This is a genomic window from Mycolicibacterium llatzerense (assembly GCF_025331195.1).
Classification (GTDB): domain Bacteria; phylum Actinomycetota; class Actinomycetes; order Mycobacteriales; family Mycobacteriaceae; genus Mycobacterium; species Mycobacterium llatzerense.
The window spans coordinates 299,387-325,040 of record NZ_LXOV01000015.1 but is presented as its reverse complement, the minus strand read 5'-3'; the positions used below and the strand labels follow the sequence as shown (position 1 = coordinate 325,040).

The 25,654-nt window shown below is 64.1% G+C and carries 19 protein-coding genes and 9 pseudogenes; 20 read left to right on the top strand and 8 right to left on the bottom strand.

Annotated features, from left to right (window positions below; translation table 11 throughout):
- Positions 1–84: 84 nt before the first annotated feature.
- Positions 85–282 (bottom strand): annotated as a pseudogene (locus tag A7G45_RS32795) (IS3 family transposase); the annotation flags it as partial.
- A gap of 805 nt (positions 283–1,087) precedes the next feature.
- Here A7G45_RS32795 and A7G45_RS24665 point away from each other — a divergent pair.
- Positions 1,088–2,399, top strand: a pseudogene (locus tag A7G45_RS24665) (IS256 family transposase).
- 206 nt (positions 2,400–2,605) lie between these two features.
- Positions 2,606–3,093, top strand: a pseudogene (locus A7G45_RS24660) (DUF6933 domain-containing protein).
- An 85-nt stretch (positions 3,094–3,178) separates the two neighbouring features.
- Here the strand turns inward: A7G45_RS24660 and A7G45_RS32855 are convergent.
- Positions 3,179–4,184, bottom strand: a pseudogene (locus A7G45_RS32855) (IS256 family transposase).
- A 370-nt stretch (positions 4,185–4,554) separates the two neighbouring features.
- Here A7G45_RS32855 and A7G45_RS24640 point away from each other — a divergent pair.
- Positions 4,555–5,145, top strand: coding sequence for a TetR/AcrR family transcriptional regulator (locus A7G45_RS24640; RefSeq protein ID WP_061006417.1), 591 nt, complete (start codon positions 4,555–4,557; stop codon positions 5,143–5,145).
- 27 nt (positions 5,146–5,172) lie between these two features.
- Here the strand turns inward: A7G45_RS24640 and A7G45_RS24635 are convergent, their stop codons facing one another.
- From A7G45_RS24635 to A7G45_RS24620, 4 genes are all read right to left on the bottom strand, one after another.
- Positions 5,173–6,036: a metal-dependent hydrolase gene (locus A7G45_RS24635; RefSeq protein WP_071288462.1), complete on the bottom strand. Its 864-nt coding sequence runs from the start codon at positions 6,034–6,036 to the stop codon at positions 5,173–5,175.
- 756 nt (positions 6,037–6,792) lie between these two features.
- On the bottom strand, positions 6,793–7,365 hold the full coding sequence (locus tag A7G45_RS24630; RefSeq protein WP_061003646.1) for a TetR/AcrR family transcriptional regulator: 573 nt from the start codon (positions 7,363–7,365) through the stop codon (positions 6,793–6,795).
- 96 nt (positions 7,366–7,461) lie between these two features.
- Positions 7,462–8,346 (bottom strand): alpha/beta fold hydrolase, encoded by an 885-nt coding sequence (locus A7G45_RS24625; RefSeq protein WP_061003648.1) that lies wholly within the window; start codon positions 8,344–8,346, stop codon positions 7,462–7,464.
- Between the two features lie 26 nt (positions 8,347–8,372).
- Positions 8,373–8,810 (bottom strand): PaaI family thioesterase, encoded by a 438-nt coding sequence (locus A7G45_RS24620; protein ID WP_061003656.1) that lies wholly within the window; start codon positions 8,808–8,810, stop codon positions 8,373–8,375.
- A gap of 310 nt (positions 8,811–9,120) precedes the next feature.
- Here A7G45_RS24620 and A7G45_RS24615 point away from each other — a divergent pair.
- From A7G45_RS24615 to A7G45_RS24575, 9 genes and pseudogenes are all read left to right on the top strand, one after another.
- Positions 9,121–9,792, top strand: a pseudogene (locus A7G45_RS24615) (IS256 family transposase); the annotation flags it as partial.
- Between the two features lie 127 nt (positions 9,793–9,919).
- A complete protein-coding gene (locus A7G45_RS24610) occupies positions 9,920–10,684 on the top strand; it encodes a tyrosine-type recombinase/integrase (RefSeq protein WP_226519092.1) in 765 nt (254 codons plus the stop codon).
- Positions 10,685–10,718: 34 nt separating this feature from the next.
- A complete protein-coding gene (locus A7G45_RS32780; protein ID WP_234785575.1) occupies positions 10,719–10,991 on the top strand; it encodes a tyrosine-type recombinase/integrase in 273 nt (90 codons plus the stop codon).
- A 2-nt stretch (positions 10,992–10,993) separates the two neighbouring features.
- The gene (locus A7G45_RS24600) at positions 10,994–11,311 is read left to right on the top strand and encodes a helix-turn-helix domain-containing protein (RefSeq protein ID WP_061003650.1); all 318 of its coding nucleotides are present in this window, start codon (positions 10,994–10,996) and stop codon (positions 11,309–11,311) included.
- Positions 11,312–11,874: 563 nt separating this feature from the next.
- On the top strand, positions 11,875–12,738 hold the full coding sequence (locus A7G45_RS24595) for a site-specific integrase (protein ID WP_226519091.1): 864 nt from the start codon (positions 11,875–11,877) through the stop codon (positions 12,736–12,738).
- Positions 12,698–12,949 carry a hypothetical protein gene (locus A7G45_RS24590; protein ID WP_226519090.1) on the top strand — a complete coding sequence of 84 codons (252 nt, stop codon included), beginning with the start codon at positions 12,698–12,700 and terminating at the stop codon, positions 12,947–12,949. Before A7G45_RS24595 ends, A7G45_RS24590 begins: the two co-directional genes overlap by 41 nt.
- Before the next feature lie 48 nt (positions 12,950–12,997).
- Positions 12,998–13,174, top strand: a pseudogene (locus tag A7G45_RS24585) (transposase); the annotation flags it as partial.
- Between the two features lie 568 nt (positions 13,175–13,742).
- Positions 13,743–14,873, top strand: a pseudogene (ltrA, locus tag A7G45_RS24580) (group II intron reverse transcriptase/maturase); the annotation flags it as partial.
- Between the two features lie 26 nt (positions 14,874–14,899).
- Positions 14,900–15,315 (top strand): annotated as a pseudogene (locus tag A7G45_RS24575) (transposase); the annotation flags it as partial.
- A 21-nt stretch (positions 15,316–15,336) separates the two neighbouring features.
- Here the strand turns inward: A7G45_RS24575 and A7G45_RS24570 are convergent.
- Positions 15,337–16,011 carry a TetR/AcrR family transcriptional regulator gene (locus A7G45_RS24570; RefSeq protein ID WP_061003654.1) on the bottom strand — a complete coding sequence of 225 codons (675 nt, stop codon included), beginning with the start codon at positions 16,009–16,011 and terminating at the stop codon, positions 15,337–15,339.
- Positions 16,012–16,107: 96 nt separating this feature from the next.
- On the opposite strand from A7G45_RS24570, the gene A7G45_RS24565 reads away from it, so the two are divergent.
- The 8 genes and pseudogenes from A7G45_RS24565 to A7G45_RS24530 all read left to right on the top strand — a co-directional run bounded on the left by A7G45_RS24565 (position 16,108) and on the right by A7G45_RS24530 (position 25,285).
- Entirely contained in the window at positions 16,108–17,679 is a 1,572-nt protein-coding gene (locus tag A7G45_RS24565; RefSeq protein ID WP_061010628.1) for an MFS transporter, read from the top strand.
- Between the two features lie 59 nt (positions 17,680–17,738).
- Positions 17,739–18,218 (top strand): PaaI family thioesterase, encoded by a 480-nt coding sequence (locus A7G45_RS24560; protein WP_061001145.1) that lies wholly within the window; start codon positions 17,739–17,741, stop codon positions 18,216–18,218.
- Positions 18,215–18,859 carry a TetR/AcrR family transcriptional regulator gene (locus A7G45_RS24555; RefSeq protein WP_226519089.1) on the top strand — a complete coding sequence of 215 codons (645 nt, stop codon included), beginning with the start codon at positions 18,215–18,217 and terminating at the stop codon, positions 18,857–18,859. The genes A7G45_RS24560 and A7G45_RS24555 overlap by 4 nt, the downstream gene beginning before the upstream one ends.
- Positions 18,860–18,932: 73 nt before the next feature.
- A complete protein-coding gene (locus A7G45_RS24550) occupies positions 18,933–19,355 on the top strand; it encodes a DUF6188 family protein (RefSeq protein ID WP_061001143.1) in 423 nt (140 codons plus the stop codon).
- 120 nt (positions 19,356–19,475) lie between these two features.
- Positions 19,476–20,150, top strand: coding sequence for a TetR/AcrR family transcriptional regulator (locus A7G45_RS24545; RefSeq protein WP_226519088.1), 675 nt, complete (start codon positions 19,476–19,478; stop codon positions 20,148–20,150).
- A 149-nt stretch (positions 20,151–20,299) separates the two neighbouring features.
- A complete protein-coding gene (locus A7G45_RS24540) occupies positions 20,300–21,628 on the top strand; it encodes an IS1380 family transposase (RefSeq protein WP_061001144.1) in 1,329 nt (442 codons plus the stop codon).
- Between the two features lie 334 nt (positions 21,629–21,962).
- A pseudogene (locus A7G45_RS24535) lies at positions 21,963–24,882 on the top strand (MMPL family transporter); the annotation flags it as partial.
- A 49-nt stretch (positions 24,883–24,931) separates the two neighbouring features.
- The gene (locus A7G45_RS24530; protein ID WP_082762272.1) at positions 24,932–25,285 is read left to right on the top strand and encodes an Imm61 family immunity protein; all 354 of its coding nucleotides are present in this window, start codon (positions 24,932–24,934) and stop codon (positions 25,283–25,285) included.
- A gap of 89 nt (positions 25,286–25,374) precedes the next feature.
- Here A7G45_RS24530 and A7G45_RS24525 read toward each other — a convergent pair whose 3' ends face one another.
- Complete coding sequence (locus tag A7G45_RS24525) at positions 25,375–25,602, bottom strand: hypothetical protein (RefSeq protein WP_060998878.1); 228 nt, start codon at positions 25,600–25,602, stop codon at positions 25,375–25,377.
- Between the last annotated feature and the right edge of the window lie 52 nt (positions 25,603–25,654).

Genomic DNA, 25,654 nt, shown 5'->3' with positions numbered 1-25,654 from the left:
GTCGACCACGGTGGTCACCGGGGTGAACTTCCGCGGGCTGATCCCGGCCAGGCGTTGGCGGCGCATCGAGGCCGCCACCGTCTTGCGGGAGATCACCTCCCCGTCTTCACGCAGATCGGCCAGGATGCGCGGTGCGCCGTACACCTGATCGGAGGCGTCGTGGAAACCCTTGACCTTGACGTCGATCGCCTCACGGCGCTGCTGGGCCGGCGTGGGCCCCGCCGCACGGGCTGTGCGCCACTTGTAGAAGCCCGACCGGGACACCTCCAACAGTCCAGTCATCCGCACGATCGTGAAGTTGGCCTTCTCCGCTTCGATGATCCGGTACATCTCTACCAGTTCTGTTCGGAGGCGAAGAAGGCTGCGTCCTTTTCAAAAACGCACGGTCCAAACGCAATTCGGCGTTCTCTGTGCGCAACCGTTCTCACTCTTTGCGTTCATCATCGTCGAGCACCTCGGGATTATCGGACGCCGAACGTGCTCTGGCGGTGGCGACCCACCGGCCGAGCAATTGATCTCCGACACCGATCTCTGCGGCTACGTCCGCAACGGGCCGACCGGTATCGACAAACCAGGCGCACGGCCTGCTCGCGATACTCCGGGGCGTACTTCTTGCGGTTTCCCGACACGGGAACATCCTCCCCGCAGGACCAGCAGTCCCGCGATCAGATGTCCACCATCAGGGGTCAACCCCAACACCCGGCCAAGGACCCCGCACTGTCACCCCCCGTCCCGAAACCCCACCATGCCAGGGGACTTACCCATCCTGATGTCGTTTCATCGCAACTATCACTACCATCGCGCTAGGCTTGCTCGTGTATCGAGCGGTAGATACCTGGTACTTTCGAACCCTGTACTCACAAGAGCGCTCGAATCGTTCGTCGATGATCGAGTGAGCGTCGAACGTGCTCGCGACAATCGCTGTAGAGAACGCCGGCTGGAAGTGAAGACGCGCTTACCAACTGCCGTCACCACGCTTCGGTCGTGGCCCGCTTCGGCACCGCAAGTGAATACTTGGGGGGAGTTTGCGGGATTCGGTGTAAATGGCCCAACACGCCGAGCGTGAGCTTGGTGGGAAGGGTCCACAGTGACCGAGACGATGAGGGCTGTGTCCTCTGCAGCTGATACTCACGATGATGTGTCCATGGCCAGCTCACCCGCACCGGATGAGCTGGCGACCGCGCGGGAGCTGGTGCGCCTGTTGCAGGCCTGCGGGGTGTCGTTCGCCGATACCGCCGACGGGGTGCTTCGGGCGTTGACCAAGACGGTGGTCGAGACTGCGCTGGAAGAACTGGCCGTTCACCTGGGCTATGACAAGCACGACCCGGCTGGCCGAAACGGTGCCAACTCCCGTAACGGTACGCGCACCAAGACGGTGCTCACTGACACCGTCGGCCAGATCGACATTGTGGTGCCCGGGACCGGGACGGCAGGTTCGAGCCGCAGATCGTTGGTAAGCGTCAGCGGCGGTTGACCCGGGTCGATGAGATCGTGTTGTCGTTGTATGCCAAGGGTATAACCACAGGGGAGATCGCCGCGCACTTCGCCGAGCTCTACGACACTAAAATCTCTCAAGATACGATCAGCCGGATCACCGACAAGATCATCGGTGACATGTCCGACTGGGTGGCCCGGCCGCTGGAGACGATCTACGCCGCAGTAATCGTCGACGCACTGAGCGTGAAAGTCCGCGACGGGCAGGTCGCCAACCGGCCGTTCTACGCCACGATCGGCGTGGACCTAGCCGGCCACAAGGATGTGCTCGGGCTCTGGGCCGGTGACGGGCACGGGGAATCAGCCAAATTCTGGTTCGCGGTGCTGACCGACCTGCGCAACAGGGGCGTCACCGACGTCTTTTCCTGGTCTGTGGCGGACTCAAGGGGCTGCCCGACTCGATAAGCGAGGTGTGGCCGGCCACCATCGTGCAGGCCTGCACCGTGCACCTCATTCGCAATAGCTTCCGTTACCTGCCGCGCCAGACCTGGGACGGGCTCAAACGCGATCTGCGGCCGATCTACACCGCACCGTCGGTTACCGCTGCCGAGGACGCGCTCGAGCACCTCAACGAGCAGTGGGGCGCACGCTATCTGGCGTTGATCCGGATGTGGCGGTCCTGCTGGAACGAGTTCATTCCGTTCTTGGACTATCCCACCGAGATTCGCCGAGTGTTGCGCAGTACCAATGCGATTGAGTCACTCAACGCCCGCTACCGGCGGGCCATTAAGGCACGTGGCCATGTGCCCTCCGAGGCTGCCGCACTCAAATGTCTGTATCTGGTGACCCGATCACTGGATCCGAAAGGCACTGGCCAGCAGCGATGGGCAGTGCGATGGAAGCCCGCTTTGAACGCGCTCGCGGTAACATTCGCCGACAGGATGCACGACCTCAACCGAGGCTAGGAAAACCGCCATTTACACCGAAATTCGGATAGGCCCGACGGTCCCGGCAAGCCAACTCAGATGTCACCTATACGTGCAGCACACCCCGGCATGTCGAGGAAGTGATGCAGATCAGCGACCAACACGTCGCCACACTGTACCGGCGCCAAGCCACGGTGTTCTGGCGTACCGACCGTCGGTGGCTTTGCCTGCCATCATGACCCGTGATGCTGCGATGTACCGCCAAGGTGTTGGCGCTGCTGGGGGTGTCTGAGCCGGCCATCGGCGAAGCGTGCGCGCGGGACTGGTATGCCCACCTGGTCTGGATCGACCGGCGCAAATGCCTGCTGGTGACCCATGCCGGGACCTTGTTCCCGGTGTTCATGCCGAACGTCACCGCCGCGGGGCTGCGCCCGATCGGACCGCCCGTCGTCTCGGCGATCCAGGCCGCGCTGCAAGCCGAAGGGCTGCCCGCCGATACGCTCGGCAATCTTGCCCCCAGCAGGTGGCCGTGGCCAAGACCGCCGACCGCCGCATCCTGGGCACCATCAACGACCTAGCGTTCACCACCGAACACGTCATCGCCACCGCTGGCGGCCTGGCCCGCTGCGACATCGACGCGCTGCACCACGGCCTGCATCGCACCATCAACAGCATCACCGGCTACATCCCACCGATCGACCTGGTCACCGCCAGCCATCATAGCCAGCGGTAAAAGCTGTCAGATGCGGGCAGGTAGACCCTCACACGTATAGCGGCGATCCCTTACTGAGTCGTACCGGCGTCGCGACCCGAGGTCGCTACGCGGTGGCCGAAATGGGCTCTGCGGAGCCGGTGTTGGAACTCATGGAGGCGGGCGGCGGCCGCAGTTCACGGGGTGGGTCAAGCAGTGATCGGCGTAAGTCTTGCAGCAATCGGGTGCCGACCGGTGTCATGGTCAGCCCGCGCCAATCGGCCGAGGCTCGGTCGAGTACCGCCCACTCCAGGCTGATGGCGTAAGTCGATGAATAAGACATCTCTGGCGCAACGCTTTTGGGTAGATCTGTTCGATTGCCGCGATCAGGCCCTTGGCGCCGTCAAAGACGACCAGCAGCGGACAGCCAAGGCCGCGTTCGCGCAGATCGGTCAGGAAATCGGCACACGCCGGTCGAGTCGCCGGTCCCGGGGGTCAACCCAACGAACACCGGCTTGCCCTCGGTAGTGATGCCCCAGGCGGCCAACATCGGCTCGGCCGGTGACCCGGGGTGCATCCGAAAGAAGCTGGCGTCTAAAAACAAGTAGTCCAGCGTGATCTCGTCGAGTCGGCGACGCGCCCACGACTGGTATTCGGCTCGAATCGCCTTGCACACTTCCAGCACCGTGGATTTGGAGATCGCGGCCGGATCACCGAGTGTTTCACCAGGGTGGCCTCCACGTCGCGCACCGACAGCCCGCGCACGAACGAGGCGATCACCAGCGTCTCCAGCGCGTTGGTTTTCGTCACGTGCTTGCTGAACAACCGCGACGCGAACGCTGCGGTCCTGCCGCGCACCTTTGACCGCTCCAACGTGACCGGCCCGGTGATGGTTTTGACCATCACCGGCCGATACCCGTTGCGTGAGCCGTCGTTAGCGTCGGGACAGGCGGCGGTGCGTTGGTAGCGTTCGCGGCCAAGGAACTCGGTGACCTCGGCCTCCAGGGCCGCCTGCATCAAAGCTGGGCGCCCAGGCGGGCGACTTCTTCAAGGATCTCCGGCAGCTCGCGATCCTCGCCAAACAAGGCGTGGATCTCGGTGCGGATACGGTCGATGGGCTGATACTCGAACAGGCACGGGCGCGACTCCTTCTTCACAGACTTGCAGGTCGTGAAGCGGAACCTACGCCCGTCCTCCCTATTTACACCGGATTCCGGACACAACCCCGCTAACGTCCACTGTGGTCATGCCATCTCGTCACGCAGGACGACAGGCAACGGCCGCACCGGGAGAAACTGGGAACTTTCACTTAGCGCCATCAAAGACGCTGCACAGCCGGCGCGCTCGGCCATCGGCTCGCCGGCACGATCGCGGGCCATCGGATCTGAATCTCCACCTAAGCCAGTGGGCTTCCCTGATGAGTCGGTGTTAACATTTTGTTCAACCCCTTGTGTGGCATGATAAATTCCACCAATTCGGCGAAAGGGCTGGTCGCCAACGCACATGACAGTCGCTCACAGTCGCGGTAAAGGAGATCAACGTCGGGAGAGGATTCTCGCGGCGGCCGCGCAGCACATCGCCGACCGCGGATACCACGCGGCGTCGATGGCGGATATCGGCGATTCTGCTGGTGTCGTCGGTCCGGCGATCTATCGTCACTTCGACAGCAAAGCAAGCTTACTGACGGCACTCTTCGAGCAGGTGATCGATTCCCTGCTGCGACGCGCTTCTTTGATTGTGGAGAAAAGTAAAAGCGAGACCGAGGCGCTGACAGCGCTAGTGGCAGACCACGTAGCCCTCGTCTTGGATCAACGCGAGCTTGCCATCGTCTACTACCGTGAACTTCACAATCTCGCTGCGCAGCACCGCAGCCGGTTGCGCCGCAAACAACGTCTGTATCTTGAGGAGTGGGTGCACGTACTGAGTGAGTTGCGTCCCGAACTAGACGAAATCGGCCTACGTGTCGTAGTGCACGGAGCGATCGGCGCCATCCAGTCGACGCTTCAGTACGGTGAAACCGGGATGGCGACCGAGCGCACAACTGCGCTACTGACTCAAATGGGTCACGCTGTACTTGGCGTCGACCCGCTGTAACCGAGACGACGTGCGTCGGCCACTCAGCTACGGGCCGACGGACTTCTGCGATCCATCTGCTTCGAACAATTCTCGGCTCCAGTATTCCAAGACCGCGGTACTATCCCAGTCGTCTGGATGGAAGCCGCGTTGCGTGTAAGAGCGAAAGCGCCGCAGTGCGTCCGCAGTAAAAATCGGGCTACGGGAAAATCGATAGAGGCTGCGCAACAGGCGAATGGGATTGTAGGATGCGCGATCTGCGGCCATTGAAAGGGCCGTATGGGCGAACAACTCGGCGAAAAGGATTACCGAAGCGATGCGCATGCCGCGGATACGCATCTGCTCGGTGCCCCCGATTGTTTGATAGACATCGAAAGCCACCGCCTTATGTTCGGACTCTTCAAACGCATGCCAAAGAAGAATCGATCTCACTTCGCCATTGCCGATGAGTTGGCGGGCGCTTTCGCTAGTGAGGATTATCTCCGCCAGTGTTGCGGTATAATGCTCTAACGCTGAGGTCAGTGACAGTCGCATCGCTGGAGAAAGACGCTTTTCGAGTCGCTCTATCAGCCTGCCTACGTGGCGGTCAATACGCGCGGTGGGATATCCCATGGTCTGAAGGCGCTCGTTCAATAGTCGATGCTGGTATCGGTGCGTCGCTTCTTGGCCCACAAAGCCTTTTACCGCCTCTTGCAGGCTTGCGTCGATCACCGAAGTTCGGAATTGGCGCACTGATCGTATGAAGAAATCTTCTCCCTCCGGAAACGTCGCCGATAGTACGGCTATGAAATGACTCATCACAAGATCGTCGTCTACGAAATGCTGTCGGCGATTCCCTGACGGCATCGCAAACGTCACTCGTCGTGGTGTTGGTAGAACGCGAGTATTCCGAGAAGCTTTGTCTTCAAGCATGTTTCGCTCTGACCTTTCGGGAGGAGGCAGCTCTGTGTGTCCGACCTGACGGCGCGGCACGTTTACAGATATATATTGAAAGTAAATATATCGACAGAAGTGCCCTTTTGCAAGCGTAGTCTTATGTGTGCATGGCGGTGTCGGCTCGGTCTAGAAGTGAGCGGGCGGGTGGCCCAGGATCGACTACATTTTGGGCAAGTCGAGCCACCCAAACTGCAGCCGGTGTGACACTCCTACGGGAATCGGCTTGGCGGTGTCGGCGGCAACTGAATCGTGACCAGAGCGCGCGACAACTGATGAGAATTCAGTTGCTGTTGAGAGGCGGCCCCAGAGGATGAAGTACGAGCATGTGGGTAGAGCAATCAACTCTTCGGCGCCCCCAACTCTTCGCTGACCGTCGCCGCGCATTTTGCGTCTCGCGACGAGACCGGGCTGAGACCAGGGTTTGAACTCGGATCGGCCGACCATGCCCCAGTGAAATCTGCTGTACGCCTCGTATTTTCAATGCACGCGTGAAGTGATGAGTTAGAGTCGACGCTGTTTCTGACGACGCCATCGGCAAGTGCTTACTCGGCCTGCTTGTGCCTAAAAGTGCATCGTTGAAGCTGGCAGAGGCATCGGCAGCGATCTGTTGCCTTCGGAGAGTGCCTCTTGAACAGCTGATCTCATTGACTATGCGGCCTTGGACAATAGCGGTGCAACGGTGGCGGCGGCCGCCAGTGCCTCGCGCGTGACAGGCCGATCATTGATGCACCGCTATCGCGGGGCCAGATAGCGCAGTGCTACCTGCGAGATTCGCCGCCCGGTGGTGTGGGCGTCGGCGGCTGGCAGCACGAGGTGGCTGACGGTGAGCCGGACCAGTACGTCGGCCACTTCATTGACGTCCTCGGGATCGAGCTGGTCGAAGTGCTCGCCGAACCACGCGATTAGCGCGGCCGATGACAACTCAAGCAGTGATGCGGATGTGGGCAACAGCGGAAGGACACCGGTTGCGCTGTCGCGTGTCTCCGTTGTAGTTGTACGGGTCGATGTCAACGCGGCTTTCAGCAGAGGACTGGCCTCAGCTTCCTTGAGCGTGTACTCCACGGCGGCGGTGATTCCACCACCGATATCACCGGTATGCGATGCAAGGACGGCGTGAATTCCTTCCAAGAAGAGCTGACCTTCAGTGACAACCAATGCGTCGCCTAGGCCCTGCTTGTCGGTGAATTCCTTGTACAGAGTTGGGCGAGATACGCCGACGAGCTCGGCAACCTCGCTCATTCGGACTCGCTCCCACCCTTTCTCGATCGTGAGTTCTCGGGCCGCCCGCAACACCTCGTCGCGCATGTGTCGGCGGAATGACATCCGCATGGATTCTGTGGGCATGTGAGCAGGATAAACGCGACGGCGCCGGACGCCGCATCAGAGTGGTTGATCAAGGAGCTAGACGAGGTCGTCGAGGAAATCGAGCACCGCTTCCGAGAAGACAGCGTTGTCATCGCCGGCGATCATATGGCCTGCGCCCGTGACATCGACAGTGCGCGCATGCGGCACGAGGTCGCGGAAATCGTTCACAGTTTCGTCGGATACCACGTCGGACAGCAACCCGCGCACGAGGAGTGTTGGTGCCGTAACACGCTGCGCACCGTCGACCAACAAAGTGCTCATCTTCTCGAATTCCGCTGTCCCGGCTGCCTGGTCGCCTTGGAGAAACTGGAAATTCGATGCCACGAACGCGGGATCCCAACGCCACACCCACCGGCCGTCGCTTCGTTGATGTAGGACTTTTCGAAGTCCGTCGAGGTTGTTCGGTCTCGAGCGGTGCGGGTTGTATGCCGCGATGGCCTCGGCGGCGGATTCCAGGTTGTCGAACCCGTTGGCGTGCGCCGACATGAAGGCGACGACGCGCCGTGCGCCTTTCATCTCCATACGTGGTGTGACGTCCACAAGAATCACGGCGTCCCACAAGTCTGGCGGAGCTAGCAAGTGACTGCCGAGAATGGTGAGGCCGCCAAGGGATGCCCCGATGGCCACGATCGGCCGTCCCAGGTTCGCGTACGACCGTACTGCGATCAGATCGGATCCGAGCCGATTCAGATCGTAACGGCCTGTGGGATCCCAGTCGCTGTCACCGTGCCCGCGTGCGTCATACGCGGCCACCGTGAATCCGCGCGCGCGCAAAAGCAGTGCTGTGACGTCCCAGGCGTGTCGGCTCTGACCGCCGCCGTGGAGTAGCAATACAACCGCGCGAGGTGCGGCACAGCGGTAGAAGTCAACAGCCAGAGTGAGCCCGTCGCTGGTTGGCACGCGCTCAAGCGCAGCGGTCACCCTTCAGCCCTTCCGCTCGCCATTGATCACGAGGTCGGCTTCAGGCCCACGATCGTCACAGTGCCCTGGGCGACACATACTGCGCGACTTTGGTTGGTGATGTCGATCCGAGCAACGCCGCTGGTTCTCCCGAGCGCGACAATCTCGGCGACTGCGACGCACTTGCCGGCGGATACGGGCCGAAGCAGGTTGAGCTTGAACTCTGTTGTCGCAACCCATGAGCCCTCAGGGATGACTGGGTAGAACACGACACCGAGGCAGTGATCAACCATGGCGGACAGGCAGCCGCCGTGCAGGTTGCCGAACGGTGTCTTCAAGTCGTCTCGGGCGTCCATTTCTGCGACCAGTCGGCCGGCGATGAACTCGGTGTGTCGGAAACCGAGGTAGCCCGCGAGTCCGCCGACGGTCACTGTGGAGTCCTTCAACTGTTCGGCGACACGGTCGTTGAATGTGGCGAAGTTCACCGGCATATTCAGCCTTTCAAGACATAGATGCTGATGAGACAGTACGTCAAGGTTGTTCCGTTGCGCGATCGTTATTGCTGGAGGCGATCGCGGGAATTAGCGGCCGTTCGTCGTACCCGCGTAATCCGTCTCCGCTGCGCTCTCGGGGCCCGCTGGCGGCAAGCAGGCTAAGAATAGTGCGAAGAATCCACTCCGAGCCATGATCGATGGATACGCCGGGCGTCAGCTGTGTCCAGAGCTTCGGGACTGTGGATTTATCGGTGTTTCCGGCCTGACACGCTGAGCGAAGCTCGGCGAGGAAGGTGCCGTGATGACGCCACTGGATGTGGCGAAGAAAAAGTCGGGGCCCTCCGCTGCGCAGCAGGCTGCGGTCGAGCTGGTGCGGCTGGCCCAGCAACAGGGGCCATCGCTGACCGGTCCGGACGGACTGCTCAAACAGCTGACCAAAACGGTGCTCGAGATCGCGCTCAATGAGGAGATGACCGAGCACCTGGGCTACGACAAACACGACCCGCCGGAAGCGGGGACGGGCAACATCCGCAACGGCACACGGGCCAAGACGGTGCTGACCGACACCACCGGCGCGGTCGAGCTCGACGTGCCCAGGGACCGGGCAGCGACGTTTGAACCGCAGATCGTCAAGAAACGCCAACGCCGCCTGTCCGGTGTTGATGAGGTCGTATTGTCGCTGTACGCGAAAGGACTTACCACGGGCGAGATTTCGGCGCACTTCGCCGAAATCTACGGTGCCTCGGTATCGAAGGAAACGATCAGCCGGATCACCGACAAGGTGATCGAGGAGATGAATGACTGGTCGGTGCGTCCGTTGGATGAGACCTACGCGGCGATTTTCATCGACGCGATCGTGGTCAAGGTCCGCGACGGCCAGGTCGCCAACCGGCGGTTCTATGCCGCGATCGGGGTCACCCTGGGCGGGGAACGCGACATCCTCGGATTGTGGGCCGGCACCGGCGGGGAGGGATATGGAACGAGCACACGTTCGTTTCCCCGGATTGGTGCTGCTGCCTGAGGTTTTCCGGTCTATTGGCGTGTCGCTGATCTTCAAGGCGTAGGCCCGTGAGTTAAGGTACTGCCTCGAAAACTCTGGCGTGCAGAAGGTGCAGGTGGGCGACGGGCCGCTGCGGGTGATCACGGGCGACGTCGCACCAGTCGTCCAGACGCGAGATCCGCAGCGGTTCCAGGCCGAATGCGTGGACGCGTTCGTCACATCGTGGACCGCGCGGGGGTTCGCCGAATCGACGATCGCCAACGACATTGGCGTGCTGGAGCGGATGCTGGCAGCCCTAGGGCGACCGGCATGGGAGGTGACCGCCGACGACGTCGACCGGGTGGTGGGCGAGCTGGCCAGCTCGGGACGAGCGGTCTCGACGCGACGGAACTATCTGCAGGTCTTCAAGGGTTTTCACCGATTTCTCGAGGTCCGCAAAGCGGTCGAGATCGAGGCGGCGTTCGGGGTGCGACTGGCGTGTCCGCTGGATGAGTTCAACGCCGCCCGACACGTCGGTGACGACTCGCCGAGCACCGATGCCCCGCCGACTCCAGAGCGGGTGGGCGCGTTCTTCGAGTTCCTCAAGGGGCGGATCGCGACCGCCCGTAAGTACGCGCCGGCTGCGCGGGATTACACACTGTTCCGCACGCTGTATCACGCCGGACTGCGGTCGGAAGAAGCGGTGATGCTCGACCGGTCCGACGTGCATTTTGGGCGTGGCACGTTCGGCAAGCTGCACGTGCGGTTCGGCAAGGGCGCCAAGGGGTCCGGGCCTCGACCGCGCTGGGTACCGATGTTGGACGGGCTGGATCTGGTGCTGCGTTGGTATCTGCAGGACGTTCGCGGCCGGCCGGTTCCCGGATAGTCCGGCGCTGCTGTGTGACGAGTCTGGTGGTCGGATGGCCGCGGCCACGATCCGCAATCGGTTGCGGCACTTGATGAGCGTGGAGGGACGGCCCGAAGTCGAGTGGTTCAGCCCGCACGGGATGCGCCGTGCCTGCGCAACCCACAATAATGAACGAGGCGTGGATCTGGTCGCCATCCAACAACTTCTAGGGCACTGGACAGTCGCGTCAACCATGTGGTATGTGCGCCCGCCGGAGACCTTCATCGAAGATGCCTACCAGCGCGCGATCTCAGCGACGCTGAGCGAACTGACCGGACAGGAGTGAGCATGCAGATCAGGTGGAAACTTCGGATGGCCGCCGCTCAGCGTGAGGTGTGGACCGGTGCCCAGCTGCAACGGCTACTGGCGGAGAAGGAGGGATTGGAGCTGTCATCGGCGTCGGTGTCGGCGTTGTTCACCAAGCAGCCCAGCCAGATGAAGTTGGCTACCCTGATCGCATTGTGCACCGCGCTTGAGCGCACGCCCAACGACCTCTTTGACATCGATACCACTCCAGTCGCACAACCAATTTCACCCAAACCGGCCACGGCCGTGGTGAACGACGCGCCAGCGTTGCGGCGTGGCCGGTCGATGCCGCCGATCTGAGAATGACTCGACGGATCCGGGACTGCCGGCGGTGCGGCCGCGCGGTTGGCAAGCCCGGCCGTGATCTGTGTGCTCGATGCCAGTGGGCGGCTGTGCACGTGCCGGTCAAGCATCCCTGCCCGCGCTGCGGCATCGATCAGGTCCGGCAGCCAGATACCTGCCACTGCGTGCTCTGCTCGCGCACCTGCCGGACCTGCGGGGCGCCGGTGCTATTTGTCGACCGCGACCTTTGCAAGGACTGTGTCCGACGCCAGCGGCGGGACGCCGATCGAGCCGAGTGCCCACGATGCCGCAAACGCAGGGTCCTGCGATCCGATACCGGTTGGTGCGGGTCGTGCTCGCATCCGGGCCGGCCACCGAATCCGGACGCCGCCTGCGTCGACTGCGGGCGGGTCACCCGGCTGACCGGTGCCGGGCGGTGCGGGTCCTGTTGGGCGCGCTCACCGCACAGGATCGCGGTACGGGCCGCCAATCTGGCTGCAACACTGGATGATCCACCCGATTGGCTGGGCGACTTCGCCGCCTACCTAGTCGGACGTCATCATCCCAGCCGGGCGTGCGCCGTGCTCAGCCGACTCGGCCAGCACCTGGTCCAGGATTCCCCGGTGCATCCGGAGGCACTGCTGGAAGCTGTCGCCAAGGAGGGGCCGCTCGCGCGGGCTCTGGAAGACTTCCTCACCGCGAGCAAGCTGGTGCTGTGGTCAGACCACGACGAGCGTCGCGCCGCCGCCCGCCGACGGTCCCGCATTGACGCCGTCCCTGAACCGTTGCGGCCGGCGGTGGCCAGGTTCGCCGAGCACATGGTCAGCGGCCGCGATCGCGCCCGCCGCGTCGGCGGTCAACCCCGCGGGCACGCCACCGTCGAGGCCCGACTCACCGCGGTGCGTGATTTCGCCCGATACCTGCTCAACGACCGCGGCAAAGCTGACTGGGCCACCGTCGAGGTCGGTGATATCGAAGCGTTACTGCACGCTCATCCCGGCCGACGTGCCTCCTACCTGACCGGGCTGCGCCAGTTCTGCCGCTACGCACGCCGACGCCGGCTGATGCTCATCGACCCCACTGCAGGGGTAAAAGCACCGCAGACCATGGCATTTCGCGGACCGACTCGTCCCGCCGACCGCCAGCGCGAGCTGTTCTATCGATGGAGCACAGGCCCCGAGGTTCACCCGCACGAGGCATTCGTCGGGCTGGCCGCCCTGCTGCACGGCGCTACCACCCAAGACCTGCAACACCTCACCGACAAGGACATCGATCACGATCGGCACCGCGTCCGACTGGGTCGCCGACGACAGCCGACCCCATTGGATCCTTGGACCTGGACGGCGCTGCAATGCTGTCTAGACCACCGAAAGACGCTCGGCAGCAACAAACTCCCACCTGCTTGTGACCGCGCAGACCAAGGCCACCAGAGCGCCGGCCTCTGACGGCTATGTCAAGAACACCCTGCGCGGGGTCGGCCTTCAACCGCGCATCCTGCGCTCCACCCGCCTGGTCGATCTGGTTGGCACCGTAGATCCCAAACTCGTCGCCGTCGCCGTCGCCGTCGCCGTCGCCGTCGCCTACGGCATGCGCCACGAAGCCGTCATCGCCTACCTGACCGACCACGTTGACACCGCCCGCCTACCAAACCCGTGACAATTCAGGCGGCGCCTCGCACACGTTCGCGCGAACCCGTGCGCTTTCGCGAAGTTTTGGATGAGCGTACTGACCGATCTGCGTAACCGCGGCGTCAAGGACGTGTTCTTCGTGGTCCGTGACGGGCTCAAGGGACTGCCCGAGGCGGTCAGCAACGTGTGGCCACAAGCGACCGTGCAGACCTGCATCATTCATTTGATCCGCAACGTGCGCCGTGAGGCGTCTGTTTTACCGATTGGAGGTGGAAGACCTTCAACGCTGGGCCGTCGTAGCGGCCGGGTGAAGCTGGGGGCAGCCTGACTTGGGAAACGCCGAGGAGGGTGGAAGCGGCCCCGACAAAGCCGGAACGTGCCAGCACTGCCAGATGGTGCGGGTTCGGCGAGCAAGACGAGAAGGTGTACGCGAGGAACCAGCGTGGGACGCCTCGTTAACAGGAACCGGCTCGAATCTGGTGGATATGGGCCGGGCAGCGGTGCGCGTCACCATTGTTGCGGTGGTGGCGTCCGTCCCTACCGAACCCATCGGTAGGGACAGGGCGGGAGGAAAGTCTGCGGCGTACTCCCGTCGACCGCCGGGGTATAGCTGGGCACCGGACTCGTTGAGCGGTAACAGATGAACACGGGAACCGTCTCGGTCCCACCACATTTCCCGCACATCCGGTGCGGGCGGTGGAGGTTGGGTTCGTTGTCGGCCGATCGGGCCGGGACGGGGCGGAGCCGTCGTAGTAGTCAGAGATCGGGAGAGCCGGTCACAGGGCGAAGGGCGGCAGCAAGTCAGGCAGAACGGAATTGTCATGTCAGAAGATGCGCCGGTGAATATCGTTGCGCTGCTGGAGTGTTCCCCTGTGGTGCACCAGCGGGTACTGGGGATTCAAACCAAACTGCACAGTTGGGCAGCGGCCGATCCCGGCCGTTGTTTCGATGATCTGTTCAATCTCGTGGTGGACCCGGCGTTCCTCGTGATGGCGTGGACCCGAGTCCGGGAGAACAAGGGCGCTCAAACTGCTGGCATCGACGGGGCCACCGCGTGGTCGGTCGAAAACAGCGAGCGCGGCGTTGCCGGTTTCCTGACTGAACTGCGGAACTCGCTGAGGGACCGCTCGTTTCGTCCGGTGCCGGTACGGACGGTGGTGATTCCCAAAGCGAACGGTAAACCCCGTCGCCTCGGCATCCCCACGGTTCGCGATCGCGTCGTGCAAGCGGCCCTAAAGCTGGTGCTGGAGCTGATTCTGGAGGCCGATTTCGACCCATCCAGTTACGGTTTCCGCCCGGAACGCAGATGCCAGGATGCTATCGAGGAGATCCGTTTCTATGCCGCGCGCGGCTACGAACAGGTCTTTGAGGGCGATATCGCCGCTTGTTTCGACGAAATCTCGCATCCGGCCCTCGTGGGCCGGTTGAGGATTCGCGTGAGCGACCGACGAATCCTGTTGCTAGTCAAAGCGTTCCTCAAGGCGGGGCTGCTGGACGAGTTGAATGAAGCCTGCGACAGTACTACCGGAACTCCCCAGGGCGGGATATTGTCTCCGCTGCTGGCCAACCTCGCTTTATCAGTCCTCGACGAGCACTTCCGGGATAAGTGGCAGGCCATGGGCAACCAGACCCAGCGTTGGCGTGCCACCCGCCGCGGCGCCGCGACCTACCGGATCATCCGCTACGCAGACGATTTCGTGGTCATGGTGTTCGGCACCCGGCACCAAGCCGAGGAACTTTACGGCGAGATCGAGACCGTACTCGCCACGGTCGGGTTGCGTTTGGCGACCGATAAGACACGAGTCGTCGGAATCGACGAGGGCTTCGACTTCCTCGGGTTCCGCATCCAGCGGCACCGGCAGAGGGGAAGCGACCGGAAACTGATCTACACCTACCCGTCGAAGAAATCGCTGAACACCATTCGACGCAAAGTTACGACAGCAACCGGCAGACAGACCACCAGCCTGCCCGCGAAGAACGCAAGTATTGGGATGAGATCAAGCGTGACATTAGACCGATCTAAACCGCGGTCAACGCGACCGCGGCCCGGACGGCATTCGACGATCTGACCGAGAAATGGGGCCAGCGCTACCCGGCGGTGATCCGGTTGTGGGACAACGCCTGGGCCGAGTTCATCCCGTTCCTGGACTACGACGTGGAGACCCGGCGGGTCATCTGCAGCACCAATGCCATCGAGTCCCTCACCGCCGCGCGATCAAGGCCCGCGGACACTTTCCCTCCGAGCAGGCCGCACTGAAGTGCCTGTATCTGGTGACCCGTTCCCTGGACCCGACCGGGGTGGGCAGGGCACGATGGATGATGCGGTGGAAGCCAGCGCTCCACGCGTTCGCGATCACCTTCGCCGACCGATTCCCGGCAGCAGAAACCTACTGATGAAAACCGCCGGAAACACCGTTAACGAGATAGCCCCTCGGGTCTTGTCGTGGCCGGGTTGATGCTGTAGGTGTCCATGAAGGTGTCGACGAGGCGGACGCAGTCGTTGTGGGTGATGGCGCGGATGCCGGTCAGTCGGGCGAAGACGATGGGACCGACGAGTTGGCACATGGAGAGGTCGAGGTCTAGGTTGCCGAGTTGGTGGCGGCTGTCGGGGCTTTGCAGGATGTTGTCGAAGGGCTGGCGGTATTGCTCGACGACGCGGGCGCGGAGAGTGTGGGCGCTGGGGTGAGGGGTGCCGTCGGTGTCGGTGCTGGGGGTTTCGGTGGTGCCGAGTGCTGCCCAGGCGAGGGTAGTGACTTGCACTGGGGCTTCGGCGATGAGGTCGGCTTGTCGTGACAGCAGTTCGATGAGTCGTTCGCGCGGTGTTCCGCTGGTCGGTTCGGGCGGAATGACTTGCGGCAGTAGGCGTTCGAAGGTCGCTGCGAGTAGCTGGGTGGAGCTGTTGAAGTGGCGGTAGAGGGTGGTGCGGGCGACTTTGGATGCTTTGGTGACCGCGTCGATGGTGACGGCTTCAACGCCGCCGGTCTTGAGCAGGTTGGCGGCGGCATCGAGCAGTCGGTTCCGTGACCGGGTGCGGCGCGGATCGATGTCCTCGTCATAGTCGTCCGGTATCGGCAGGGCCTGATTCTTCACTGTGGCTCCTTTGCTGATCCCGGGTGTGCTTGTCGATAACCTCAGATATGGTACATCGAGTAGCGCAGCGAAACCGAGTGTACAGGGGTGTTGAGCGTGCCGGATCAGCAGAGGTCGTTCTCGCGTGGGCAGCAGTGGACCCTGGTGGTGTCGTGTGCGGCGGTGGCGCTGGTGATCGGTTCGATGGCGGCGCTGTATACCGCGTTGCCGAACATCGCGGTCGATACCGGGGCGATGCAGAGTCAGCTGACGTGGGTGGTCGACGGGTACACCTTGGCGATCGCGTGCCTGGTCTTGCCGGCGGGCGCGGTCGGTGACCGTTATGGCCGGCGGGGCGTGCTGATCGCCGGTTTGGCGGTGTTCGCGGCGGCGTCGGTGGTTCCGTTGGCGTTCGACAGCCCGTGGTGGCTGATCGGTGCGCGGGCGGCGGCCGGGGTGGGTGCGGCGTTGGTGATGCCGTCCACGTTGTCGATCCTCACCGGGGAGTTCGGGGTGACGCAGCGGCGACGTGCGGTGGGCATCTGGGCGGGTGTGGCCGCCTCGGGTGCAGTGGTGGGGGTGCTGATTTCTGGTGTGCTGCTGCAGCTTTGGTCGTGGCGGGCGATTTTCGTCGGACTGGCCGGTGCGGCGGTGCTGCTTCTGGTCGCGGCGCTGCGGGTGCCCACGTCCTGCGAGGGTGCCCATCCTCGTATCGACGTGCTGGGATCGGTAGTGATCGCGCTGGCGATCGGGCTGCTGGTGGTCGCTCTTGTCGAGGCGCCGCATCGCGGCTGGACGGACACCATGGTGATGGCGCTGTTTGGTTGTGCCGCTGGATGTTTGGTGGCGTTCGCGGTGGTGGAGCTGCGGCGCGCGGACCCGCTGCTGGACATGAGGTTGTTTCGCGATCGCGGTTTCGCGGCGGGCACGGTGTCGTTGGTGCTGCATTTCGTGGTGATTTTCGGGGTGTTTTTCCTGCTGGTGCAGTACCTACAGTTGATCAGCGGCTATTCGCCGATCAGGTCGGCGGTGGCGCTGACGCCGTTGATTGTGCCGATCGTGGTGGTCTCGGTGGCGGCACCGCAGTTGGCGGCGCGCTGGGGTTTGCGCGTGATGCTGGCCGGTGGTCTGGGGTTGCTGGCGGTCGGGATGTTTCTGGCGAGCCGGCTCGATGTGCACTCGGGCTATGCGGACATTGTGTGGTCGCTGCTGGCGCTGGGGACCGGGTTGGGGCTGTGCACGGCGCCGTCGACGGCAGCGGTGGTGGACGCCACCCCGGTGCACAAGCATGGGGTGGCCGCGGCGGTCAACGATGCGGCCCGCGAAGTCGGCGCGGCCATCGGGATTGCCATCGCGGGCAGTGTGCTGGCCGCCGGCTACAGCGGTCGGGTCGCCGCGACCGCGGCCGCCCTGCCGCCGCCGCTGCGGGCCGCGTTCGAGGACTCGCTGGCGGCCGCGGCGCAGGCCGCGCATCGTGTCGGGCCGGTGGCTGACGCCGCCGTCGAGCAGGCGAGGTCGGCGTTTGTTCATGGTTGCGCGACAGGGGCTTTCGCGCTTGGGGTGATCAGCGCGGTGTCGGCGGTGCTCGTCGCGGTGTGGGCGCCGGGCCGATCGGCACCCCCACCCGAGGAGCCTGCGCCGGTGGTGCCCGCCCCGGCGAGTTCGGGTGAGCCGGCGGGGGCGGCGTGAGCGACCCGGTAGCCGATGAGGGTGTGCCGCAGCGGCTCCCCGCGCACACCCCGGTGTGCATGGGGTGCGGCCCTGATAATCCGCATGGCCTGCAGTTGACGGCCTACCGCGACGGCCCGGAGGTGTTCGCCGATGTGACCTTCGATGAGCGGCACATCGGTGCGCCCGGCCTGGCCCACGGCGGCGCGATCGCCGCGGCCTGCGATGACGTGCTCGGCTTCACGCTGTGGATCGCCGGCACCCCGGCAGTAACACGCAGCTTGACAGTCGAGTATCTGCAGCCGGTCCCGCTGCACCACCTTCACCGCGTGCGCGCCCGCGTCGTGGATCGCCGCGGCCGCGTGCTGCGCGTGGAGGCCACCGGGGTGGGCCGTGACGGCGTCACCCGGTTCACCGCGGCGGCGGTCTTCATCGCCGTGGACGCGGCTCATTTCGCCGCGCACGGCGACATCGCCGCGTTCAACGAGATGTTCGCCGACCTCGCGCGCCACGCTGTCATCGACGGCGACGGTGGCGCGCGCGATAGTGGGCCGCGATGAGCATGCCCGATGTTCAGATGAGCACCCCTGATGCGCACCTGCGCCCGCCGCCGGTTCGCCCGAGTCCGGTGGCGGTCGGCGGGCGGCGCGAGGAGATCCTCAATGCCGCGCTGGAGATTGCCTCGATGCACGGCTTTGAGGGCGTGCGTATGCGTGCGGTGGCCGCGCGAGCCGGCACGGCCGCGAGCGCGCTGTATCGGCACTATGCGTCCAAAACGCACCTGCTGGTGACGGTGCTGGCCCGCGAAATCGAGCGCCTGGACGCCGAATTCCACTGGAGCGCCGATGAATTGACCTCGCCGCAGCGATGGGCGCGGTTGACGGCGCGGCTGCATCAGCGGTGGCTGGACGAGCCTGCGTTGACCGATGCGATGGTGCGGGCGTTCGTGGTGGCCGATGCCGGCGCGGCCGATGCCGTGCAGTACGCCGTCGGCGTGATCGAGGACATGTTCGCCCGCGCGCTCGGCGGACCCGTGCCCGCGCCGCGGGATCGGCACCTGGCCGGTTTGATCGCCGATATCTGGCTGGCCAACCTCACGGCCGTGATCAGCGGGCGGGTGGCCCCCGCCGATGCGCGGGAGCGCATCGACCGCGCCATCGGCCAGCTGCTGGGGGCATTGGCGCGCACTGACATTCGATAGCGGAACTTGTGGTATCGCTGCGCTACTTTTTGTACCATGAGTGTGCACAACGATGTGCCGAAAGGAGCGGGTCATGCACACTTTGTGGATCACGCAGTGCACCATCCAGCGGGTTTCGTTGCACGAGGGGCTGGTGCTCGATCTTGACGACTACAACGAGCTGGTGATCGCCACCGCGATGGAGTTGACGCTGCCGCCGGTGGGCCCGTATCCCGAAGAGCAGGTGGTGATCGACCCGGACAACATGGCGCCGCAACACCGCGCCCTGCTCGATATGGCCGGCGCCACGTGCACCCATGCCGAATGTGACGACAACGGGGCGCTACATCTGGCCTTGTCGACCGGGCATCGTATCGATGTCACCCCCGATGGCGACCGGGCCTCCTGGGAGCTGTACGGCAAACGGCACGGCTACATGGCCTGCCTGCCGCCCGGGCAGGTCCGCATCGTGCGTCATGACCTGCCGGTCGACGATATCGACGCTGCCGCAAGCTAATTGCCTCGCCGACTCCGCCGCGGGCCGCCACAAATATGTTGACGAACGCTGCACCGGGCGAACATGGAACAAGTAGTATCGGAGGGATACTTTTTGTTCCACTGACGTGGGAGGCTCGCGATGGGTACTCGAACCGATAGCTCCGTGGCCGCGGCGTCCGCGGCGGGTAAGCCGCGCACCACGATGGCCGATCGTCAGCGCGCCCAGCGTGCCGAATTGGTCCGCGAAGAGGTCATTGATGCCGCGTTGGCCGAGTTCGCCGAACGGGGCTATCACCAGACCTCGATCAGCCATATCGCCAAGCGGCTCGGCTCGGGGCACTCGATGTTCTACCGGTATTTCGAGAACAAGCGGGACATCGTCGATCACGCGGTGCGGCAGATCAACAGCCGACTGGGCGCTGCCATCGACGAGGCCACGCCGTGCCTGGTCACCTCCATCGAGGAGTTCGGTCAGTACCTGTCCTCGATCGGCATGGCCTACACCGACGTCCTCGCCGAAGAACCGCGGCTGTTGCAGCTGATCGTGGTGCAGGCCGCCGGGGTGGATCAGGAGATGTCGCAGCGGTTTCACCGTATGTATGACAGCGGCGCCGCGGTCCTGGGTGCGGCGCTGCGCAACGGCATCGACCGCGGCTACATCCGCCCCGACCTCGACATCGGTGCCACCGCCGAGTCGATCGTGGCGATCCCTTTCGGGATCGCGCTGCGCTACGGGCACCAACCCGACCGTGACGTTCTGATCGCCCAGACCAACGCGATCACCGCCCTGGTGTGCCGGGGTATCGCCGCCTAACCTCGACATTTCATGAATTGGCCCGTGACACGGGCCTGTAATGCACGGAAGTGCCTGTCCTACTTGGAAAACTTGGGATTGCGACGTCACAAGTAAGTCCGAGGAAAGGCACTCCGTAGGTGAAGGGTAGCTCAGTAGGTTCTGTGGTGATGGAGGCGACCCGCGAGTCGTTGGTGTCGTCAGCGGGTGGGGTTCTGCTGCGGCAGACGCTGGCCTGTTCGGGACTGCAAAAGGCGATGTCAGCGGCATTGGGGCCGTGGCGGGCGCCGCGGTCGGTCCACGATCCGGCCAAGGCGCTGTGCGACTTGTTGGTCGCGGTGGCCCTCGGTGGGGACTGCGCCGCTGATATCGCGATCGTGCGGGCTCAACCGGACCTGTTTGGGGCGGTGGCCTCCGATGCCACGGTGTCGCGGTTGATCACCACGCTCGCCGGCGATGTCGATGTTGTGTTGGCCGCGATCGGCGCCGCGCGGGCCGCTGCTCGCCAGCGCGTCTGGCGTCGCCGACGACCGTTGCCCGGGACGGGCAATCAGGTGATCGTTGACCTCGATGCCACCTTGGTGACCGCACATAGCGAGAAGGAATGTGCGGCACCGACATTCAAGTACGGGTACGGGTTTCACCCCATGTTGGCGTTCGTTGATCACGGTGTGCATGGATCCGGTGAAGCCCTTGCCGGGCTGCTGCGCCCAGGATCAGCGGGGTCCAACAGCGCCGCTGACCACATCAGCGTCCTGGATGCTGCGCTGGCGCAGCTCCCCGAACACGAACGACCGAACGTGTTGGTGCGTACCGATACCGGTGGGGTCAAAGACTTCCTGCACCACATCACCAGGTTGGGATTGCAGTACAGCGTCGGGTTTTACGGCATGCCCCCGATCGTCGACGCCCTGGCGAAGGTGCCCCGGCAGGCATGGCGCGCTGCCTTGGACGGGGACGGCGCACCGCGCGAGGGCGCCCAGGTCGCTGAGCTGACCCGCTATCTGCCCGACACGCTGCGTGGCTGGCCGCCGGGGATGCGGGTCATCGCTCGCCGTGAACGCCCTCACCCCGGTGCCCAGCTGCGTCTGACCGACGACAACGGGTGGCGCATCACCTGCTTTGCGACCAACACCAAGGGCTGGTCGATCCCGGATCTGGAAGTTCGCCACCGCCACCGCCAACGCGCTCGTGCCGAGGACCGTATCCGCAACCTCAAAGACACCGGGCTGACCAACCTGCCCTTTCACGGGTTCGCCCAAAATCAGATCTGGCTGCAGGTCACCTTGCTGGCCGCTGACCTGCTGGTATGGACCCAAGTCCTGGCATTCGCCAGCGGGCCCGCGCGACGCTGGGAACCCAAACGGTTACGCCTGCGCCTGCTGGCGGTGGCTGGACGGATCATCCGAACCGGACGGCGCCGATACCTACGACTGCCCCGCGGCTGGCCCTGGAGTGACCTCATCGAAACCGGCTGGACCGCGCTACAAACCGCTTGACCCACAACCACCACTTCAGCGACCAAGGACCAGGAGCACCGGCGAGAAGCAACGCCGGAAATCCCTGCTGCCCAACCACTTACCCATCCACGGTGAACAGAACTCAACAACATCACTGCCCACGTGAAAGATCGAGGCTAACCGCTGGACCTCACTGCCGCCGCCGGCCGCGAGGACCGGCGCCCGTGTGGACGGCATCGACGAAAGTGACTCGGCCGCAACTTAATTGGGCTCATACCAGTATCGAAGCGATACTTTTAGTTCCATTTTGGCGACAGGGGCAGCATGAGTGATCACACCGACGGGCCTGGCACCGCGCGGCGGGTCCGGGTCACTGCTGGCCCTGCTGTTCCCGAAGCTGGAAACTGTGGTGCGCCGCCAGTCGGTGGACCTGATCCCGCGCGATGTGCCGTCGTTTCAGACCGTGGACCGCATGAGCACGGCGTTCGGCGAGCAGGGCTCAAAGACGATGCTGTTCGTGGCGATGGAGGACCCCGCCGGGCTCAGCGATCGGGCGCGTCAGCGGTACGCGGTGTTGATCGACCGGTTGCGCGCCGATCATGCCCATGTGTTGCTCGTGCAGGATCTGCTTGCCGATTCGGTGACCCGAACTCAGGCGGTCAGCCGGGACGGGAAAGCCTGGTATCTGCCGGTGGGTATCGCCGGCGCGCTCGGTGATCCCACTGCGGCCGAATCGGTGGTCGCGGTGCGCGCCATCGTCACCGGGGTGTTCACCGGATCGGGGGTGAGCGCCTATGTCACCGGCCCGGCGGCCACCTTCAGTGACCAGATCTCTTCTGCCGAACACGATTTGCTGTTCGTGTCGATCGCCACCGCTGGTCTGATCGCGCTGATCCTGCTCATGGTGTACCGATCCCTGTTCACCGCACTGCTGCCGCTGCTGGTCATCGGGCTGAGCCTGGCCGTCGGGCGGGGCGTGCTCTCGGGGCCCGGCGAGTCCGGGTTGCCGGTCTCGCAGTTCACCGTGGCGTTCATGACCGCGATCCTGCTCGGCGCCGGCACCGACTACACGGTGTTCCTGATCAGCCGGTACCACGAACAGCGCCGCGCCGGGACACCACCGGAGGCGGCGGTCATCACCGCCACCGCCAGCATCGGCCGGGTCATCCTGGCCTCGGCGGCGACCGTCGCTTTGGCGTTCCTGTCCATGGTGTTCGCCACGTTGAGCGTGTTCGCCGCGCTAGGTCCAGCCTGCGCGGTCGCCGTCGCCGTCGGCTTCGTCGCCACGGTGACCTTGCTGCCCCCGGTGCTCGCTTTGGCTGCCCGCCGCGGCATCGGCGAACCCAAACCCGACCGCACCCGCCGCTACTGGAATGCCGTCGCCGTCGCGGTGGTGCGCCGCCCGGTGCCGCTGCTGGTCGCCAGCCTGCTCATCCTGGGGCTACTGGCGGCCGCGGCCACCGCGATGACCATCAGCTACGACGACCGCGCCGGACAACCCGCCAGCACCGCCAGCAACCAGGGCTACCAGCTGCTCAACCGGCACTTCCGCAAAGACATGGTTCTGGCCGAATTCCTCGTAGTGCAGAACCCCACCGACATGCGTACCGCCAAAGGGCTGGCCGACCTCGACGAAATGGCCTCCCGCATCGCCCAAGTGCCCGGCGTCGTCTCGGTCGCCGGTGTCACCCGCCCCACCGGCGCCCGCCTGGAGCAGGCCCAACTGTCCTGGCAGAACGGGCAGATCGGCGACAAGATGGCCCAATCGGTCACCGACGCCAACGCTCACCGTGCCGACCTGAACACCCTGACCCGCGGGGCCGACCAACTGGCCGATGGCCTGGCTCAACTCGACACCGCCGTGCGCACCGCCATGGGACCCCTGGGCGGTGTGCTCACTCAGGCCTCCACCGCCGGTGCCCGCATGCAGCGTTTCGGCCCACTGCTGCAACAACTCTCGGCCACCGCACCCGGTGTCGATCAGGCCATCCAGGCCGGCCCCGGTATCCGGCCCCTGGCGCAGCGCGCTGAGAACGCCATCGGTGTCCTCGACCCACTGGCCGGCGCCCTCAACGCGGCCCCGTGGTGTGTGGCCACCCCCGAATGCGCCCAAATCCGTGACCAGGTCGCGGTCCTGGTCACCTTGCGCGACAACGGGTTTTTCACCCAGGTCGCCACACTAGGCGACCACTACAACCCGGCCACCGATGCCACCGTGACCGGCACCCTCACCGACATTCAACACACCGTGGCCGCCATGAACGCCGCGTTCAAAACCCTCGGTGATCCCGCCGATCTGGCCGCTAACATCCGCCGGCTGCAGCAAGGCATCGGCCAACTGGCCGCCGGGTCCCGTGCGCTGGCCACCGGCGTGCACGCCCTGGCCGACAGCAACATCCAAATGCTCACCGGCATGAGCACGATCGCCACCGCACTGCAGAACTCGGCACGCGCCACCGCCGGCTCGGACGCCGCCGCCGGTTTCTTCCTGCCCGCCACCACCTTCGATGACCGCCGATTCGCCGACGTCGCCAAACATTTCGTCTCACCCGACGGCAAAACCGCCCGCTTCGCCATCGACACCAACACCGACCCCTACAGCATCGGGGCGATGCGCCTGGCCCAGCAGATCACCGACGTCGCCAACGCCGCCCGCCCCAACACCACCCTGACCGATGCCAGGGTGGCGGTCGCCGGGTTCCCGGCCGTCAACGCCGACATCCCGCGCCTGCTGTCCGCGGACTTCACCCAACTGGCCATCGCCACCCTGGTCATTGTCGGGTTGATCCTGGTGGCGCTGCTGCGTGCCCTCATCGCCCCGCTGTACCTGCTGGGCACCGTGATCCTGAACTACCTGGCCTCCCTAGGCATCGGCGTCATCGTCTTCCAATGGATTCTCGGCTACCAAATCGCCTGGCCCGTACCGCTATTGGCATTCATCATCCTGGTCGCCGTCGGCGCTGACTACAACATGCTCCTGGTGTCCCGGTTGCGCGAAGAATCCACGGCCAACCTGCGCGTCGGGGTCCTGCGCACCGTCGCCACCACCGGATCAGTCATCACCTCCGCCGGCCTGATCTTCGCCGCCAGCATGTTCGGCCTGATGATCGGCTCGGTGGCGATCATGTTCCAAGTCGGACTGATCATCGGCTGCGGACTGCTCCTGGTGCGTACCCTCACTGTCCGCCATCGCAACCCTGCTGGGTGAAGCCAGCTGGTGGCCACAAACGCCGTCACGGCGCCGGGCGCCCGTCACCGCGACCGCACCCCGAGAACCGGTCACCACGGCCTGAGCCAACGCCGGCCATACTGTTGCCAGAATCTACGTACCGTAGTCATTAGATACCAAGCTATTTCCGTGCCTGGAAGAAGTTTCTATCAACAGTTGTTACTAGCGATAGAATTCTCGGCGACGACATCCGCGAAGACTTGGACCTCGATTACCTCGACTTGCCATGGTCAGCCGAGTTCGTCGCCCCCGGCTACGTACTGGGCCCGTTCACGCGTGGATACCGGACGCTCAGCCGGGTCGACGGTAGCCCCGTGGCCGCCGCACGCGACGAAACCTTGAGTCTGGTCAAATTGGTTCCGCTGTCGCACTTCATGTCCCGTGACCTGGAGACGCTGAAACGGGCTTTCATTAGCCCGACGGGTGCGCCGCTGCTGGCCGCCGACGGCCGTTATCGACCGCTCTGACTTGCATGGCTCCCGTTTTGGGCACGTAGGTACCAACAACATTCTCCCGCAACGAATCAACGAATCGCTCGGAGCGCACGCCGATGCGCTCATGTCCACGGATCTGGTGGTTTTACCGTGTCGATGAATTGACGCTCGACACGCGTCACTTGCTTTAGGAGCAAGCGGGTCTTGATACCTGGGTAGATGCGCTGCTGCGCGATCGCGTCCAGCTGGGTGGTCATGTTCTCGTAATCGCTTGTGCTGCAATTCCCGCCGTGCAGTATCAGGTAGCACCGTATGTAGTCGATCCTGCTTTGGATGACGTTGATTTCCATAGCCGCGGACGGTAGGTCGATGCTCGACTTGCCGCAACTCACCTTTGCGGGG